General features: G+C 44.1%; 15 protein-coding genes. 2 read left to right on the top strand and 13 right to left on the bottom strand.

The genetic code is table 11. The features are described from left to right. Position 1: 1 nt before the first annotated feature. Together rfaH and HP566_RS21395 are read left to right on the top strand one after the other, a co-directional pair. Positions 2-517 carry a transcription/translation regulatory transformer protein RfaH gene (rfaH, locus tag HP566_RS21400; RefSeq protein WP_249979322.1) on the top strand — a complete coding sequence of 172 codons (516 nt, stop codon included), beginning with the start codon at positions 2-4 and terminating at the stop codon, positions 515-517. Between the two features lie 249 nt (positions 518-766). Further along, positions 767-1276 (top strand): REP-associated tyrosine transposase, encoded by a 510-nt coding sequence (locus HP566_RS21395; RefSeq protein ID WP_249979321.1) that lies wholly within the window; start codon positions 767-769, stop codon positions 1274-1276. A gap of 80 nt (positions 1277-1356) precedes the next feature. Here the strand turns inward: HP566_RS21395 and rnk are convergent, their stop codons facing one another. The 13 genes from rnk to HP566_RS21325 form a co-directional block, all read right to left on the bottom strand. Beyond that, positions 1357-1770, bottom strand: a complete 414-nt coding sequence (rnk, locus tag HP566_RS21390) for a nucleoside diphosphate kinase regulator (RefSeq protein WP_249979320.1) — start codon at positions 1768-1770, stop codon at positions 1357-1359. A gap of 96 nt (positions 1771-1866) precedes the next feature. After that, a complete protein-coding gene (gdhA, locus tag HP566_RS21385; protein WP_249979319.1) occupies positions 1867-3219 on the bottom strand; it encodes an NADP-specific glutamate dehydrogenase in 1353 nt (450 codons plus the stop codon). A 228-nt stretch (positions 3220-3447) separates the two neighbouring features. Then, complete coding sequence (gene cysQ, locus HP566_RS21380; RefSeq protein ID WP_249979318.1) at positions 3448-4209, bottom strand: 3'(2'),5'-bisphosphate nucleotidase CysQ; 762 nt, start codon at positions 4207-4209, stop codon at positions 3448-3450. Between the two features lie 105 nt (positions 4210-4314). After that, complete coding sequence (locus tag HP566_RS21375) at positions 4315-5169, bottom strand: UTP--glucose-1-phosphate uridylyltransferase (protein ID WP_249979317.1); 855 nt, start codon at positions 5167-5169, stop codon at positions 4315-4317. 93 nt (positions 5170-5262) lie between these two features. Next, entirely contained in the window at positions 5263-6858 is a 1596-nt protein-coding gene (gene pgm, locus HP566_RS21370) for a phosphoglucomutase (alpha-D-glucose-1,6-bisphosphate-dependent) (protein WP_249979316.1), read from the bottom strand. Between the two features lie 183 nt (positions 6859-7041). Next, positions 7042-7989, bottom strand: coding sequence for a KpsF/GutQ family sugar-phosphate isomerase (locus tag HP566_RS21365; RefSeq protein ID WP_249979315.1), 948 nt, complete (start codon positions 7987-7989; stop codon positions 7042-7044). A gap of 25 nt (positions 7990-8014) precedes the next feature. Then, positions 8015-9301, bottom strand: a complete 1287-nt coding sequence (kdsB, locus tag HP566_RS21360) for a 3-deoxy-manno-octulosonate cytidylyltransferase (protein WP_249979314.1) — start codon at positions 9299-9301, stop codon at positions 8015-8017. A 10-nt stretch (positions 9302-9311) separates the two neighbouring features. Beyond that, positions 9312-10154: a 3-deoxy-8-phosphooctulonate synthase gene (gene kdsA, locus HP566_RS21355; protein WP_249979313.1), complete on the bottom strand. Its 843-nt coding sequence runs from the start codon at positions 10152-10154 to the stop codon at positions 9312-9314. Between the two features lie 2 nt (positions 10155-10156). Next, a complete protein-coding gene (locus HP566_RS21350) occupies positions 10157-10888 on the bottom strand; it encodes an acyltransferase (protein ID WP_249979312.1) in 732 nt (243 codons plus the stop codon). Between the two features lie 9 nt (positions 10889-10897). Continuing rightward, positions 10898-13075 carry a tetratricopeptide repeat protein gene (locus HP566_RS21345; protein WP_249979311.1) on the bottom strand — a complete coding sequence of 726 codons (2178 nt, stop codon included), beginning with the start codon at positions 13073-13075 and terminating at the stop codon, positions 10898-10900. Beyond that, on the bottom strand, positions 13075-13863 hold the full coding sequence (locus HP566_RS21340; RefSeq protein ID WP_249979310.1) for a hypothetical protein: 789 nt from the start codon (positions 13861-13863) through the stop codon (positions 13075-13077). The genes HP566_RS21345 and HP566_RS21340 overlap by 1 nt, the downstream gene beginning before the upstream one ends. Before the next feature lie 14 nt (positions 13864-13877). Then, complete coding sequence (locus HP566_RS21700) at positions 13878-14558, bottom strand: CatB-related O-acetyltransferase (RefSeq protein WP_284041613.1); 681 nt, start codon at positions 14556-14558, stop codon at positions 13878-13880. After that, positions 14548-17988, bottom strand: coding sequence for a hypothetical protein (locus tag HP566_RS21325; RefSeq protein ID WP_249979309.1), 3441 nt, complete (start codon positions 17986-17988; stop codon positions 14548-14550). The genes HP566_RS21700 and HP566_RS21325 overlap by 11 nt, the downstream gene beginning before the upstream one ends. Positions 17989-17993: the final 5 nt, after the last annotated feature.

Below are 17993 nucleotides of genomic sequence, written 5' to 3'. Positions count from 1 at the left end.
GATGGGGGTAGATAATCACGAAAGCGTGACACCCAGCTGGTACGTGATTCAGTGCAAAGGCAGTGAATCCTTCCGCGCTGCTGAGCACCTCACCAACCAGGGTTACGAGGTATTTCACCCGGTATTAAATGCCCAGCGCAAGCGCCAGGGCAAGTTGACCATGGTCACCGAGCCGCTGTTTCCCTACTATCTGTTTATACGCCTGGATCAGATAGTGAGTAACTGGCGGCCTATCCGCTCAACCCGGGGTGTGCTACGTCTGCTCACGTTCGGCAATAACCCGATTGCAGTGCCGGACGCCCTGGTGGACACCCTACGGGCGCAGCCACACCACGAAGAAGGCAGCCACACCTACTTCTGCGCTGGTGAGAAAGTCACCATCACCGATGGCCCCTTCAAAGACCTAGAAGCCGTATTCAAACGCTGCAAAGGCGAAGAACGCGCCATTGTGCTACTCAACGTGCTGCAACGCCCACAGCACATCGAACTCTCGGTCGATAGCCTGCAAAAAAGCTAAGCACATACCCAACAGTGGCAACAAACCCGTAGCGCGTGGTAACGAACCTTGCGAGGCACAAGCAAATGAGGCACCCGCGAGTGGCGGCGAAGCCGCCCCGGTTGTACCGCCGTAATCAACCCCCGGCACCGCTGCGCGTTGTGCTTATGCAAAATGCTCGCGGGTGTGCTTCGCTTACCACGCGCTACAAAAGTGCGTCACTTAAAGGTAGGCTATGGCCATTCTCATTTTTTCTGCATGGAGGCAGCAGTGGCTACCTATCGACGCTCACATATCCCTGGCGGCACTTACTTCTTCACAGTGGTTACCTATGCCCGCCAGCCCTTATTGGCTGATCAGCTTAACATCGATGCCCTGGGACGCGCTTTTCGCCGCGTACGTGAAGAACAACCCTTTGTGATGGATGCCTTCGTACTGCTCCCCGACCACATGCACTGCCTCTGGACACTACCGGAGGGGGACACCGACTACTCCTCCCGCTGGCGTGATGTAAAAAAATATGCCTCCAGTGAGTTTCTATTCCCACCAGGAACACAAAGCGCCTGGCAGCGCGGTTTTTGGGAACACGCCATTCGTGATGAACACGATTGGCAGCAGCACATGGATTACATTCATTACAACCCGGTAAAGCATGGGTGGGCCAAAGCACCGCGGGATTGGGAGTGGTCAAGTTTTCATCAATGCGTGCAGAAAGGGTGGTATGAACGTGATTGGGGCGCACACGATACTCCCACAGTTGCGGAAATGAACTGGGAGTAGCCCCGGCGCCCTCGTGCCGGGTTGCCGCAGTGGTGCGCTTCGCTTGCCACGCGTACAACACCATTTACCATTTACCACCATCAACGATGAAACTGCTTCTCACGTTCAGGTTGCCAGAAAATAGCATCAATACGCAGGCGAACTTCCGTCTGGTTGGGAAGCGGCCACTCAATCACATCGCCTACTTTTAAACCAATTAACGCCGCACCGATGGGAGCCATCACCGAAATCCCATCCGGTACGCTTTCCAATGCATGCGGATATACCAACGTCCGAATCATCTGCCGCCCACGGGTAAGATCGGTAAAGCGTATCTGGCTGTTCATGCTCACCACATCATCAGGAATATCCTGAGGATCCAACACTTCACCGCGCGATAACTCCTCATCAAGCAGCTCAGCCACCATCAGGTCTTTCTCGGACGCATGATCAATCAAGCGCTGAATGCGCTCAGCATCAAGACGGTTAATGATAATAGGAGGACGCTGCCCCATGTTCACTCTCCTTGGAAAGCAATAAAAAAAACAGCCCTTTCCCTTAAGGAAAGGACTGCGTACCACCACGATATACGAATTAACTGATCAAGCGGATCAGGTAACGCCTTGCTCTATCATTGCATCAGCCACTTTACGGAAACCCGCAATATTGGCCCCCAGCACCAGGTTATCTGGTTCACCAAACTCTTCGGCAGTTTCCGCACACTGGCGATGAATGTTAGCCATAATCTGCCTCAACTTTTCATCTACTTTCTCTAACGGCCACTGCTCCATGCTGCTGTTCTGGGCCATTTCCAACTGGCTGGTAGCGACCCCACCCGCATTCGCCGCTTTACCCGGCCCGTAAGCAATGTTGGCCTCGATAAAGAGATCAACAGCCTCTTTGGTAGAGGGCATGTTGGCCCCCTCACTAACACAGCGCACTCCATTCGCCAGCATTATTTCCGCGTCGGCTGCGGTCAGCTCATTTTGGGTCGCGCAAGGAAACGCCACATCGCCCTTAATGTGCCAAACCGCATGACCACCCTGGGGATAATCCCGCACCGAGATATAGTGCGCCTCCGGGTGTTCATGCACATACGCCTCTAACGAAGTGCGCTGCACTTCCTTAAGCTGCTTCAACAAGCCAAGATCGATCCCACTGGGATCATGGATGGTGCCGCAGGAGTCACTACAAGTAATCGGCCTGGCACCCAACTCATACAGCTTCTCAATGGTATAGATAGCCACATTACCCGCGCCAGATACCAAACAGGTTTTGCCGCTCAACTCCTCACCCCGTGCCGCCAGCATATTATGGGCAAAGTAAACGGCCCCATAGCCAGTGGCCTCCTTACGGCCAAACGAGCCTCCCCAGTTAAGCCCCTTACCTGTCAGCACCCCTTCGTACTGTCCTGTCAGGCGTTTGTACTGACCAAAGAGATAGCCAATCTCCCTGGCGCCAACACCAATATCCCCGGCTGGAACATCGCAATGCGGCCCTATGTGGCGGTAGAGTTCAGACATAAACGACTGGCAGAAACGCATAATTTCATTATCTGACTTCCCCTTGGGATTAAAGTCAGCACCACCCTTACCGCCACCAATAGGCAAACCGGTCAGCGCGTTTTTAAAGATTTGTTCAAAACCCAAAAACTTGATCGTGCCTGATGACACACTGGGGTGAAAACGCAACCCACCCTTATAAGGCCCTAGCGCTGAATTAAACTGTACGCGATAGCCCTTATTCACCTGCACACGCCCGGCATCATCCACCCAGCTAACCCGAAACATGACCTGACGCTCGGGTTCGACTATCCGCTCAATAATATTGTGCTCATGATAGTGGGAAGCGCGCTCAAACAAAGGTCGCAGGCATTCAAGCACTTCTTCCGTGGCTTGATAAAATTCAGACTGTGCAGGGCTACTTTTTGCCAGTCGTGACAGCGTATCGTGGACATAGGGCATAGCGTCATACCATTTGCAGTTACATACATCATTAGGCTGGCCAGAGCGTGAGAGTATTTAACTGCGGGCATGGATTTATGCATACCCTATGCCGGTTTGGTATAGAGGATTTCTTGGCAAAAAATAGACTAAAGTATTAAAAAAGCTGCCCATTTATAGTGCATATATAAAAACTAATAAACGAAAAACAAACGAAGAGGCCAAGGCTTTGTACTTCTGTACCTTAGATTAATACCCCCACACCACAAAGTCGGGGTTTAAAATCTCACTGGGATTGGCATAGCTCAATGGCTCACCCTCCAAATTCACAACACGCCCCCCGGCCTGCTGAACGACAGCATGCGCAGCCGCAGAATCCCATAAGCAGGTAGGCCCCAGGCGGGGATACACACCAGCTTTACCCTCCGCAATCAGACAAAATTTAAGCGAACTGCCCATGGGCTGAACAGTATGAGGCCCCAACGCATCCAGCCACTCGGCCAACTTAGGGCTTGTATGGGATCGGCTACCCACCACGCGCCAGACTTCCCCTTCGGACGGCTTACCCGATACCCGAATGGCATGGCGCAGGCCATCACGATCAATCTTGAATGCACCGACACCCTCCGCCGCCATATACGCCACTCCCAAGGCAGGAGCGGTAACCACACCCAGTACTGGCCTACCGTTATCGATCAGCGCGATATTGACGGTGAACTCATCATTGCGCTTCACAAACTCTTTAGTGCCATCCAGCGGGTCTACCAACCAGTAACGGCCATCATCGCTCACTCCCGAGAACCCTTCCACGTCCTCTTCAGAAAGCACAGGGAGCTGAACGGGCAGTCTCTCCAAACCACGTACAATCACGGTATGGGCTGCTTTATCGGCTTCGGTAAGAGGGCTGAGGTCATCTTTTAGCTCTACAGAAAAGTCACGCCCATACACCGCCATAATGGTATCGCCTGCTTCAACGGCAATCGCCAACACCTGTTCGACTAAATCCTGCATGGATGCCCCCACTTCACATAAAAAAACCGCCTGAAAATTCAGACGGTTTTATTCATACCACTAACTTCCCAAACAACAAACATAACAGATTGGACACAGCGTGGTTTAAAGGTCGTAACCGGCCTCACGAGCCAAAGTGGTATTGGCCTGCAGCCAACCTTCCACATGGCCACAATCGAACGTGCGGCCCTGCATACGAAACGCTTGAACAGTTTGCCCCTCTTGCATCAAGCGATCGATGGCATCGGTCAACTGGATCTCATTACCCGCACCGGGTGGCAGGTCGCGCAGCAACTCCATAATGCGATACGGCAGCACATAACGGCCAATAACAGAAAGGCGTGAAGGCGCCTCTTCCGGTTTCGGCTTTTCTACCACGCCACGCATATCCGCACTTTCACCGGCACTGGGCTCGTCGCAATCGACGATACCATAGCGATACACCTCTTCCTCGGGCACCGCCTCCACCATGATCTGAGCGGCGTTGTTAGCGCTCCAACGCTCAACCATACTGCCCAAATCACAAACACTGTTGCCTACCTGGGGCTTCACCAATACATCCGGCAGGATAACGGCAAACGGCTCATTCTCATCCAACAAATGAGCAGCACAGAAAATGGCATGGCCCAAGCCTTTCGCATTAGGCTGGCGTACACTGGTCACCTTTAATTTTTCCGGTGCAATGGCAGCGAGCGTCTTTAACATCTCATCCTTGCCTTTGCTCGCTAATGAGTGCTCAAGCTCAAAGTGTGCATCAAAGTGGTCTTCAATCGCTGACTTGCCTGCCCGCGTAACCAAAATGATTTCATTGATTCCCGATGCCAGCGCTTCCTCGACCACATGCTGAATCAAAGGCCGGTCAACCACAGGCACCATCTCTTTGGGTATCGCCTTGCTGATCGGCAATAGCCGCGTACCGAAGCCGGCTACCGGAATAATCGCTTTACGCACTTGAGTCATTAATCACTTCCTTTTTCGTTACGTTGCCCACGCCACCCACTCATTTTACACGAAATTGAGCAGTACCTGAGTCTTCCGTGCTCCGGCAACTCACTACCCTTTCAACACACCCGACAATAGAGCTTTGGCGCTTTCAATCAACTCATCCAAATGCCGGGAGCCTTTAAAGCTTTCAGCATACACTTTATAGAGAGATTCCGTACCACTGGGGCGCGCCGCGAACCAACCATTTTCAGTGGTGACTTTTAAACCACCGATGGCAGCTCCATTTCCAGGTGCATCTACCAATACAGCGGTAATCGGGTCGCCCGCCAACGTGGTATCAGTCACGCTTTCCGCGCTTAGCTTTTTGAATGCCGCTTTTTCTTCTACCGTGCAGGCCGTATCCACCCGTTTGTAGAAGGGCTCGCCAAAGCGCTCGGTTAACGTACGGTAATACTCGCTGGGAGTTTTGCCGGTGACAGCGGTAATTTCAGCGGCCAGCAGACATAGCGCAATGCCATCTTTATCGGTCGACCATGGTTTGCCATCGCGGGTAAGCATGCTGGCACCGGCACTCTCTTCACCACCGAAAGCCAACCAGCCTTCATGCAGGCCATCTACAAACCATTTAAAACCCACCGGCACTTCATATAGTTCACGCTGATGGGAAGCCACTACACGGTCGATCATGGAGGATGACACCAGGGTTTTGCCGACTTTCAGTGTTGCCGCCCACTCCGGGCGGTGCGTGATCAGGTAATCAATGCATACCGCTAAAAAGTGGTTGGGGTTCATCAAACCATTCGCATCCACAATGCCGTGGCGGTCGGCATCAGGATCATTGCCGAAAGCGATATCGAAGCGATCTTTGATCTTCAGCAGATTAGCCATCGCATCGGCGCTGGAACAATCCATACGAATTTTGCCATCATGGTCGGGCGGCATAAAACTGAAACTGGTATCTACCGTGGTGTTAACCACGTCAAGGTTAAGGCCATAATGCTGCGCCACTGCTTGCCATACTGGTAGTGCCGTACCGCCCATGGGGTCTACCCCAAGGATTAGGTTGGCATTTTGAATGGCGGTCATATCCACCACGTTGCCCAACTGGGCCACGTAATGCGCAGTAAAGTCATGCTCCTGCGCGTGGGCCAGCGCTTCTTCCAACGAGACCAAAGTGATATCGCTTAACTGACGAATCAGGTACGCATTAGCGCGCAACTCAATCCATGAGGTGACATCAGTATCCGCCGGCCCACCGTGGTAAGGGTTATACTTAATACCGCCATCTTCCGGCGGATTATGCGAGGGGGTAATAATCAGGCCATCGGCCTTGGCAGCAGCAGACAAGCCCTGCCCCTGTAATCGGTTATGTTGCAAAATCGCGTGGCTGACCAACGGTGTGGCGGTGTAGCCATGGTCTTTTTCAACCAGCACCGGCACCTTATTGGCCGCCAGTACCCGCAAAGCACACTCCCAGGCTGGCCGGGAAAGCGCATGGGTATCCAAGCCCAAAAACAGCGGTCCCTGGTAGCCTTCTTCAATACGGTAGTCCACCACGGCCTGGGTAATGGCTATAATGTGCGCCGCGTTAAAGGTGCGCTCGGTAGCGCGGCCCCGATGGCCAGAAGTGCCAAATGCCACCCGTTCCTTGGCTACATTGGCATCAGGGGTTTCATTAAAAAATGCTTTCAAGATGGCTTCCATTTGCCTCTCCCTCTGCTTAATTCCACCTGACATTGGCTATAAGCATTGCTTTGTAAAAACTAATATCTATAGACATTATAGCTTCAAAATTAACTTAACTATATCAGCTAAACTTGAGTAATCTATCACAAAAAAAGCCAGCTATTCGCTGGCTTTATGAAGGCAAGAACCAACCTTCTGAGCTTAACCCAAGCGCCCAGCATCCTGCAGCTTAAGCACACCGCTTAATGCACTATCTTCATTTACTACTAATAAAGAAGTCACATTAGATTTCAACATGATATTTTCCGCGTCCGCAAACATTTCTGTTTCATTGATAGTTAACGGAGTCGGTGTCATTACATTCGCCGCCGTCAAACCATCAAAACTATCATGATTAAATAATGCTCGACGTAAGTCGCCATCAGTAATAACACCTTTGATAGTGCCTCTGTCGACCACTACGGCAATACCTAAGCCCACCTGGGTTATTGTCATAATAACTTCTTTCATGTTGTCTTGAGGCGCACATATAGGTAGTTCCGAATGCATGACGTCTTTAACTCGGGTTAGTAAGCGCCGCCCCAAACTTCCACCTGGATGGAAAACCGCGAAATCCTGTGGCTTAAAATCACGCCGTTCAATAAGCGCGACGGCCAAAGCATCACCCATTGCCAACGCCACAGTGGTAGAGGTAGTGGGCGCTAAATTATTAGGGCATGCTTCACGCTCAACCGAGACATCCAAAACCAAGTCGCTATTGCGACCAAGCGTGGATTCAGGGTTACCCACAAGAGCGATGGTTTGAACGCCGAAATGGCGTAAAGAGGGTATTAGACGAATAACCTCTTCAGTTTCACCACTATAAGAAATCAGGATCACCACATCATCCGCTGTAAACATACCCAAATCACCATGGTATGCTTCGGCTGGATGTACTGCAAAGCTTGGTGTACCGGTGGAAGCCAGGGTAGCGGCAATTTTGTTACCGATAATGCCGGATTTTCCCATGCCAGAGACAACCACGCGCCCCGGCGTATCGAGAATCATATCTACGGCGCGGTCAAAAGCACCATCCAGTCGGGTAGCCGTGGCTTCCAGTGCCTTGGCCTGTACTTCAAAAACCTGTTTACCGACATTGATACTCGACATACTATTACATTCCTTTTCCATCGAATTATTGAGCCGCCCCACTCGAAACTGAGTGGAATCCTTCGGCTGAACTAAATACATCTTCCTTGCCATGCGCTAAGAGAATAGCATCTGCTAATTCACGCAGGGCTCCCTGTCCACCCGCTAGTTTAAGCACACCGGTAGCATGTTGCTTCACATAACCAGGCGCATCGGCCACAGCATAAGAAAGCCCACACGCCGCAAACGCGGGAAGATCAATCGAGTCATCACCAATGCAGGCAGTCTGCTCAGCAGTGACACCAGCCTCTTGCATGAGTTCAATACACGCAGCCTCTTTATTCTTAACACCAAACGCACAAAGATTAATGCCAAGGTCAGCTACACGCTTGCGCAGCGTAGGAGAATCCCTCCCTGAAAGCACCGCCACACGAATGCCGCTCTCTTCCAGCAACCGCATGCCAAGCCCATCGCGCACATGGAAACGCTTTAAACACTCGCCAGTGGCATCGTAATAAATACCACCATCAGTTAACACGCCGTCTACATCAGTAATCAGCAGCCTGACGTTTGCTAGCGGTGAAACAGGCGTATAAGACTTCCCTTCTAACAGGGCTCGCACTTTCTCAAGACACTCTGGGGTATCAACACCTGGGCCGGTAGGCGCTACTTCAAAGGCACGAATACGCAATCCTGCCGCTAGTAAGCGCAACTGTTCAAGCTGCTCAGTCTGTTCAAGCGCCGTGGCAGGCAACTGAGCGTACTGCTCAAGTATGCGTTTACGGTAGGCATATACACCCACATGCTTTTTAAACCCTGGATGCTTGCCACCCTCTCGCGGGTAAGGAATGGGAGAACGGCTGAAATAAAGTGCGTTGCCTGCCTGCCCCAATACCACTTTCACCGCATTCGGGTTTTGCGCTTCACCATCATCAATGGCGTGGTACAACGTACCTACATCTACACTGGGGTCAGCTAACATGCCTTGGGCAAGCTGCTCAACATCTTCAGAACGAACGAGCGGTTCATCTCCTTGAAGGTTGATGTAGATATCTGCATGTACTTGCCCCATTACTTCAACCAACCGATCTGTACCTGATGGATGATGGGAAGAAGTCAGAACGACCTGACCACCAAAGGTTTGAACTGCATCTACAATACGTTGATCATCGGTTGCCACAACCACAACACTGGCAGAAGGCACTTGCAGTGCCTTCTCATATACCCACTGAACCATGGGTTTACCCAATAAGTCAGCCAGTGGCTTTCCAGGCAGTCTACTTGAGCCAAACCTAGCGGGTATGACTAATGCAATACGCGGTGATTCAGACACACCCAGCTCCTTAATCAATTTCAAGCGCAGGCATAGACTTCACTGCATCATCAATAGCTTTTATCTGGGTCAGGAACGGTTCTAAAAGGTGAAGCGGAAGCGCGCTTGGGCCATCACACTTGGCATTATCCGGATCTGGGTGGGCTTCGAGGAACAAGCCCGCAATACCCACTGCCATGCCAGCACGTGCAAGTTCCAACGCCTGCTTGCGACGACCACCAGAGGCAGCACCAAGAGGGTCACGTTGTTGAAGCGCATGAGTTACATCAAAGATAATGGGCAAATCACCACAAGTATCTTTCATAACGCCAAAACCAAGCATATCCACGATCAGGTTGTCATAGCCAAAGCTAGTACCACGGTCGCACAGCATCAGCTGTTCGTTACCCGATTCTTTGAACTTTTCAACAATATTGACCATTTGCCCAGGGCTTAAGAACTGGGGCTTTTTAATATTGATGGGCTTGCCAGTTTTCGCTAACGCCATTACCAAATCAGTTTGGCGAGCAAGGAAAGCGGGTAGCTGAAGAATATCCACTACTTCTGCCACGGGTGCCGCTTGCCAAGGTTCATGTACATCAGTAATCACCGGCACACCGAACTCTTTTTTGACATCTTCAAACATTCGCATGCCCTCTTCCAAACCCGGGCCACGATAGGAATGAATGGATGAGCGATTCGCCTTGTCAAAACTAGCTTTAAATACGTAGGGGATATCCAGCTTGCCACAAACCTCAACATATTTCTTACAGGCAGTCATCGCGAGATCACGTGACTCAAGAACATTAATACCTGCTAACAACGTAAATTTTTTGGTATTTGCAATTGAAATGTCATATCCGTTAAGTTTCATAATCATTCCTCCTTTGATTGAGTTTCTTTCCAATGCTCAAGTTGTGCCTTTGAGAATTTAGGCTTACGCCCTCTGTTCCAGGTCACTCCATATCTCACTATTTTTGCAGGTGCACCTGCGATAAGCACGTTTTCGTCAACAAATTCCTTATTTACGAAAGAATATGCACCAACTATGGAATCATCTGGGATAATAGTGCCTTTGCTAATTAAACTACCTACGCCTACCCATACATGATTACCGATCTTGACAGAGGCTGGCTTGTTAATACGCTCTCGAGTTTTAACATCTACAACAGAATGGGCGTCAGTGGTACGTATCTCTATATCCCTTGAGAACATGCACCAATCGCCGATTTCGATATTGCAACTCTCTTGACATAGGATATAGCAAGATTGAATAGTAGTATTTTGACCAAAAAAAACTCTCTGATTATGACCTTTAATCAATATCCGCGCTCTTATAACACTATCATCGCCTATAAAAACCTTATTCTCATCACCCTGTATAGTTATATTACCAACATAAGAAGATAACTCACCAAAAAAAACTTCGTTCCCTTTTCCCTTTATTGTTAAGGCACCAACTTTCTTTTTAGCACGATAAAGTTCTACCACATTCCCTTCATCCGCTGTTACTTTCCACTTCAATTTAGCGGAGACCGTATCACTATTCGCTTCTTTAATATCATTATCTTTCATAAAAAAAATTTTACCAAAAATAAATTTAATCATCCAAACACCTTAACGATTAGCATAATAATCACCTATAAGCCTCAAATCCATCAAATCTTTTTTACGTAATGAAAACATTTTCCTATCCCTTACAACATCAATATTGGCAAACTTCAAGCCTCTGACATATATATACAGAGCCCTATCGTAGATCAAAGCATCATCGAACACAGTTTTATCAATTGATCTATAATAATCCCTGGAAACAATATCGACATTATCACTAACTTGCTGAGCTTTATCTGAAAAAAAACTCCACCTAATGTTAGAGGCTACAGTTATATCTAAGTCGTCGGACTTTTTAATTCCATATACATTAAGTACCGACCCTCCTACACCACATACATCCAAGCTATTAATACACATTTTTTTAAAGTATTCCTTTGCCTCCTTTATCCAAAGAGAAATGTTTTCCGTGGTACCAAAGTTACGACACTCTAGAAACTTAGAAGTTTCGTAGTGAAACAGCATCATATTTAAATGCTTGACTTCACCTCTAGAATCAGAAATATGAACAATGGAAAAAGGATCATTAGGTAAAAAATGACAAAATTCATCTCTTACGGCAGCTTTCAATCCCACACATACATCGTCCTTATTATCTAACAACAGAACAAGAACTTGATTTCCAGAATCACTTATAAAATCTGCTTTTCGCATAATTGTAGAGCTAAAGTCGGAAGGACTATCGACGCTATAAACATCCTTAACAAAATCTTTTAAACCTTCACTACTAAAATCCATAACTTTGGAATAAACAATACTGACCTTATTACTAATAAATCCAATAATTTTATCCCAACTATCATAGACAGTTGGCCACACCAAAGCAATATGTGGATTAAGCTCTGTATTATCAACCCAGCTATAAACTAATTCATGCACCTCTTTTTCATTAAAGCCATGATTAATAAACCATTCTAAATCCCATTTAGCACCCACTTCTTTATTTGACAAGACAATTGGAATACTTTCTATTTTCAAAGCTAAAGCAGCAGCAGTACGATGGGCACCATTTACTGGGATGCCATCTTTAGCTACAGGAACAGAATATAGATCGTTGAATCCATTGTTTCTGATGGAGTTAATAACTTCAGAAAAAATTATAGTATAATCTATCAAGTTATTTTTATGGGAAGATCCTGGCTCATTACCCCTTGTTCTTAAATAAATATGCCTCAGGTATATTTTGTACCAATCGATACTTGAGTTTTCTTCCTTTTCGGAAATTAAGTGTTTAGCATATTGTAGCTTCACCAAAAGATCTAATCGTTGCGGAGTGAGAAGCTGCCTTGGAGAAATTTTTATCCGCTTATTTTCATCGAAGCTTAGAAGCTCATGCTGAGCTATAGAGTTGCCTAAATCTGCAGATTTTTTATAAAAAATTTCTGCTTCTTTAATATTTTTCTTTAGAGAGTGTAATCTTGCCATTTCAAGATAAAGCTTAGAACTCTTTGGATCAGCTACGATGGCATTCAAAAGCGCAACTTCAGCAAAATCAAACTCTTTGTTTTTAAAAAAAACTCGAAAGGCTTTATAAAGCCAACTAGACTTAACATCTTTAAACTTCATCAACAACTTAAAAGAAGAAGATGATTCAGTAAAATTGTTTAAATGATATAAGCTATCTGCATAATAAAAAACCCATACAGGGCGAAAATTATTATTGTCAAACTCAGTCATAGCATTTTTTAGGGTATCTACGCAACATTTCCAATTATTTTGCCTATAGTAAATAGTAGCGAGTTGCGCAACAAACAATAAACTGCTAGAACAAGCTAAAGCTTCATTAATATAAAACAAAGCACTAGAATATTCACGTCTTTTCAAACAACATTGAGATAACCGAAAAAAAGAATTCTTATGGCCTTTTTTGTACCTTATTACGCTCTCATAAAGCTCAATCGCTTCCTGATATTTCCCAGAGTACTGCTTACACTCAGCGAGATGATAAAGCCAGATATACCTTAAGTCTGCCCTTTCTTCTCTTAAAAAGTAAGTAATCAAATTTTCTGCCTTATCAAAAGAAAAGGACTTTTTAAGTGAAACCACCCATTGAACTTTATTCTTATGCGACAAATTTACTACATTAAGATCCAACCTCGAATAAAGCAAATCAACTGCATTCCAGTCTTTTTTATTATAAGCTTCCATTGCTGAAACTACGCAATCTTCATTTTTTTTCATTAGTAAGCCTTACTTTTCATTCCTAATCTAAAATTAAGACTTTCAATAACTCTTCCAGCAACATAAGCATAGAAAGCATTTTTATAATGTTGCTTCTGATGTGTTTGTAAAGATTTAGGTACCGAAAGAGAAGGTAGAATCAAATCTGCATTTAAGCCAGCAGAAAGACTCTCCCCCTTTTTAGTCAGGTTTATCCTTTCTTTATTTCCAACATATGTATTATATGGAAAATTTAAATAAACAACAAATGATTTTGGATTTTTATCTTTCACATAGTTTATAATTCTGCTAAAGCTAGCAAAAGATATTTGTGCAGTTAATAGCTCTGACATTTTATCTAAGCTAACATATCCCTGATCAACTAAATATTTTTTAACCGAGGGGTCTTTGGAGTTAAAGAAGACCATATCATGACCTTCGTTTAAGAATAATTTAGCGGAAACATCCATATAGTTATCAAAAATAAAAACATCAGAACTATCAACTCGATCAAAGAAATTAGCACCTGATGTTAATCTATGAGCTCCAGAATATATACTGGTTTGATTCTTTAATATATTAATAATATTAGAATCAGGATTTAATTTGTCAGCCTCTTTCTTTGGAGTACTTAGCGCTTCTATTAAAGAAATATAAAAGCTATCGTCGTACTTATTGTTAAAATACTTATCAACAAAAAAATCACTCCGGTTGTGATAAGTACAACTAATAATTTTACCGTTGGTAAACATGGCTAATTGATTAGCAACGTATCTAGCATAGCAAGAACCTAAAGTCGAAATGCGCATTAAAGCACCCCATATTAATTAAATTTAACACATGACAAAGCTGTCAATTTGTATTTTAAAGGAGAGATAGGCTCAAGGGTTTTATTTGATATCCAATGCTTAATCAAAGCTATACTCGCAACAACATCAGTTACATCTAGTCTGGCTTTTTCTAGAGACAAATTATAACACCACCATTTAATATCTAACAATTCCTTAACAACGTCATCTTCAAACCGGAAACGAATTAACTTGGAGGGTACGCCGCCCACTATTGCATATGGGGGAACATCTTTACTCACTACAGCACCAGCCGCAATTACAGCACCATCGCCTACTGTAACTCCTCTTTTAATTGTTACATTTCGTCCAATCCATACATCATTCCCTATATATGTATTCAACTGATTCTCACTAAAATTAATCTTCCTTTTCCAACTTTGAAATTCATTTGAGTTCTTAAAAGGACCATTATTACCAAATGTAAATAGATGAGTTGAGAGGCGATCCAAAGGGTGATTTGTAGGTGCTATCACTACATTTGAAGCTATTGAACAGAACCTACCTATCTTTGTGCCTCCATATATTTCTGATTGTGAGCCTATATAAGACATATAACCAATTTCACATTTCCCTTTTACCACAGCAGCAATACTTACAGGAGCTTCTACAATTAACTCCCCTCTAATATTAGCTGGATTGTATTTAACATCCATTATTGCACCTTTGATTTAAAACATAATCGACTAACTCTTCAAGCTGGCAAGGTTTTCCTTTAACTGGATCAAAGTAACGACTTAGATATAAGTAAGAGTAATAAAAAACATCTTCAAGGCTTCGATTAACAGATCTTCTGGGAATATTTACTTTATCTTCAGTTAAGCCCCACCCAGCGTAAAATGGAGCTCCATAGCAAGTAACTTTTTTTCCAGCTAATAAGGCTTCAAACCCCATGCCGGATGTGCCTACATATACTTCATCGACGATGTCGAATAGCGCATATGGGTTAATATCATAATTAACGATAAAAATATTATTTAAATGTTTAGAAAATGCTAATTTTTCATCACTAAAATAACTCGACTTACCACCTTTAATCGCATCAGGATGCTGCTTAATAATGATATCTGCATCCGGGTTGTATTTGATAGCATCGAATAGCATGTTATCAAATGATTTTTCATCAGCAAGCCCTGATACCACTGACTGGTCTCCGAAGCGCTGATCTAATAGTAAAATTTTACGATTCTCTGCTTTCCCTATTTTTAATTGAAAGTCAGGAGCATGATTATATTTCGACACTCGGCTAGTAACTATTTTTTGTATAATGCACTTGCACCTTTGGACTTGCTTATTAGTTAGTGATGAATTTGAGTTCAATAATTTTTCGAGCCTTGAAGGCTTAGTAGCATCATAGTAAGAAGTTAAGTCATCAATAATAATTGAAAGTGCAGGTTCGCCAGAAAGGCCAATATCTATAGACCTAATAAAGCCATCCTCAAGAATAATTATGGGCTTACCCAAAGCTTTAGCGACTACGCGCTGCTTTGCTTTTCCAATATTCTCTCCAATCCCCCATTGAAAGAAAGCCTCAACTGAAGATAGTTGGCTGGCAGTATTAAGTCCTCCGCTGCTATTAATTTTCAAACGTGCATTAAGCATATCAGGAACAAATTTCTGCACACCTAACCATACTTTATTATTACTAGGAATTGCTATTATATCTAATTTTTTATTTTTTAATATTTTTTCAAAAGGTGTCTCAATTGATTCTATTTTCTTGGACCCAGTAGCAATTGCTTTTAATACTTCCCTAATACGCGATGATGCTAACCCATCAAATTCGCCTATACCAAACATATTTGCAGCCCACTCGACCCCTTCCTGAGGGATTGAATATTTAAGAGTTTCTATACCGAAAATTTGTTCTTTTATGTCTTCAATACTTAAAGCAGCAGGGATACCTACTTCCCGCCATATTTGATCAAATTCGATATACTTAATAGAGAAAGAAGGAGTATTGGCTAAAACTGCTTCAAAGAGCATTGTACTATTAACAGAAGTAACTATATCCGAATGATAAATAGTTTCTTCAGCATTAACAAAATAACAATCAGCATCATCAATAGCTGCTTCTGATGATGTCATGAGAGTTTCAGTTAAATCTTCACCTAAGATATTATCCTTAGAAGGGGGGAGTCTTACAATTAATTGATAACCGAGTTTTTTAGATACTGTATACAAATCTTCTATGGCTTTTCTTTGTGAGTCTCGAGCTGCCTTGGCATCAAATTGTGAATCTAATGGCTGTGAAGCAAAGAGAATTATCTTACCCTCAGGATTTAATCCAAAAAGCTGGCAATACTGCTCTCTACTGAGCATTGGCACGTAATCTTTATAGATATCAAACTTCGGCGCTCCAACTTTAATGAATCTCTCAGCAGGATAGCCTCGTTCAACAAATATCTCTTTTTGAAGCTCTCCCCATCCCAACACTAAATCAGCAGTTGGAATCATTGCTTGAGTTTTAGGGCACCAGTAGTATTTACTTCTATCAGCAAAGACTGACTCATGAGGAATAAGAATAGTTTCAATTCCCAACTCTTTGCAGACAGAAGCGATTACCCTCATCACAGGAGACCAATCAAATGTAAAAATGAAAGCTGCCACTTTATCTTTGATAGGTATCAACTTTCTTACAACCATTTTACGATATAAAACCGGGTTATTTAATGCGAACCTTAAAATTTCTCGCCTGAACTCATTGGGTTCTATACCTTTGATAAGGTCAAAAGCTAGAAGCTGATAGATATCATCATTTTTAATTTTTTCAATTAAAGTATCCCCATGTTCAGCTATCCATGGCATAAACAAGAATACTGATTTAGGGGCCACATTTTTTCCCAGTAAGTAGCGATTGGGATTGCTGTTGTACCATGCAGGCACTTCAGTATTTTTATCAACTTGATCGTTATTTTTTTTAATTACTGGTGTTTTTTTCTGATTCGGCTTGGGATTCACTTTTCCCTCAATTTTTTTAAGATCACTAGTATTCGTTGACGACTTAGCCAAATTTTTTACCACATCCTGAAAACTAATTTTATTGCCGCTATCAGCATTAAAATATTTTGGATAAACGAGATATGCTATCGAGAAAATTTCATTTAAATTTAGCTGTCGTTTTCGACGCTCATTCTTTTGTCTATCATCCGTCAACCCCCATCCGGAATAAAAAGGGCAACCTAAAGTTGTAACTTTTATACCGCGTAACAAAGCTTCAAACCCGCCCAGCGATGTGATCGTATAGACATGGTCCACCGTTTCAAATGCATTGGCTAATGGCACATCGTTAGTCAAAACCAAAGAAATATTTTCCACATCCGTCGGGTTCGACTGATATGGCCGATGGCCATTCATCACGTCCGGGTGCGGCTTGTAGATCACTTGTGCATCGGGATTTTCTTTTACTGCCAAACGCACTACATCGTTATTGGTGAGCTTTTTCTCACATCCATACTGAATAGACGCATCATCCTCTACCTGCCCCAGCACCAGTACACGCTTCTTGGTTTTAGAGCCATACATTTTCTCAATATTAACTGGTTGGCTATTATTGTATTTACTTATCCCTGTTTCCAGAAGCAACTTAATCCCTTCTTTTGCCTGCTCTAATAGTTTAGGCTGACTGGAAAAATCGAAGTTATTAAGTAAATCCTCAAGCTCTGAAGCGCGAGTTGCATCAAAATAAGGCGTTTTGCTATCTAAACATAGCGACATAGGCGGTGCCTTAGTAGCGCCTAATTGAGCAGAACGAATAAATCCGTCTTCAACAAACTTGGTGGGTATTTTTTCTTCTCTTAAAAACTCCAATATGTACTCTGGGGCCTTGAAACCCCAAATAAATACTTGACATTTATCTTTTAGAGAGAGAATTTTTCTTCGATATTGTGAATTAAATTGATTTTTCTTTATATCTTTTGGAAGAAAAATAAGCTCGTACTCCGAGAAATATTTTCTCAGATAGATTTTCCATGTACTAAAACCCACTACAAAAATCTTTGGCTTACCTTTCTTAATTTTTTTATTTTTTGCTGCATCTTCAAAAAAAAGAACAGGATGTTTTAACAACTTTGTTAACTTACTCACTATAC

Origin of the sequence: Vreelandella olivaria (genome assembly GCF_023507745.1) — a bacterium.
Lineage (GTDB): Bacteria > Pseudomonadota > Gammaproteobacteria > Pseudomonadales > Halomonadaceae > Vreelandella > Vreelandella olivaria_A.
This window is presented reverse-complemented; position numbering and strand designations above follow the sequence as displayed.

Coding starts and splice junctions, on each gene's coding strand:
- rfaH (WP_249979322.1), top strand. CDS start 2: ATGGGGGTAGATAATCACGAAAGCGTGACACCCAGCTGGTACGTGATT.
- rnk (WP_249979320.1), bottom strand. CDS start 1,770: ATGGGGCAGCGTCCTCCTATTATCATTAACCGTCTTGATGCTGAGCGC.
- gdhA (WP_249979319.1), bottom strand. CDS start 3,219: ATGCCCTATGTCCACGATACGCTGTCACGACTGGCAAAAAGTAGCCCT.
- cysQ (WP_249979318.1), bottom strand. CDS start 4,209: ATGCAGGATTTAGTCGAACAGGTGTTGGCGATTGCCGTTGAAGCAGGC.
- HP566_RS21375 (WP_249979317.1), bottom strand. CDS start 5,169: ATGACTCAAGTGCGTAAAGCGATTATTCCGGTAGCCGGCTTCGGTACG.
- pgm (WP_249979316.1), bottom strand. CDS start 6,858: ATGGAAGCCATCTTGAAAGCATTTTTTAATGAAACCCCTGATGCCAAT.
- HP566_RS21365 (WP_249979315.1), bottom strand. CDS start 7,989: ATGTCGAGTATCAATGTCGGTAAACAGGTTTTTGAAGTACAGGCCAAG.
- kdsA (WP_249979313.1), bottom strand. CDS start 10,154: ATGAAACTTAACGGATATGACATTTCAATTGCAAATACCAAAAAATTT.
- HP566_RS21350 (WP_249979312.1), bottom strand. CDS start 10,888: ATGATTAAATTTATTTTTGGTAAAATTTTTTTTATGAAAGATAATGAT.
- HP566_RS21345 (WP_249979311.1), bottom strand. CDS start 13,075: ATGAAAAAAAATGAAGATTGCGTAGTTTCAGCAATGGAAGCTTATAAT.
- HP566_RS21340 (WP_249979310.1), bottom strand. CDS start 13,863: ATGCGCATTTCGACTTTAGGTTCTTGCTATGCTAGATACGTTGCTAAT.
- HP566_RS21700 (WP_284041613.1), bottom strand. CDS start 14,558: ATGGATGTTAAATACAATCCAGCTAATATTAGAGGGGAGTTAATTGTA.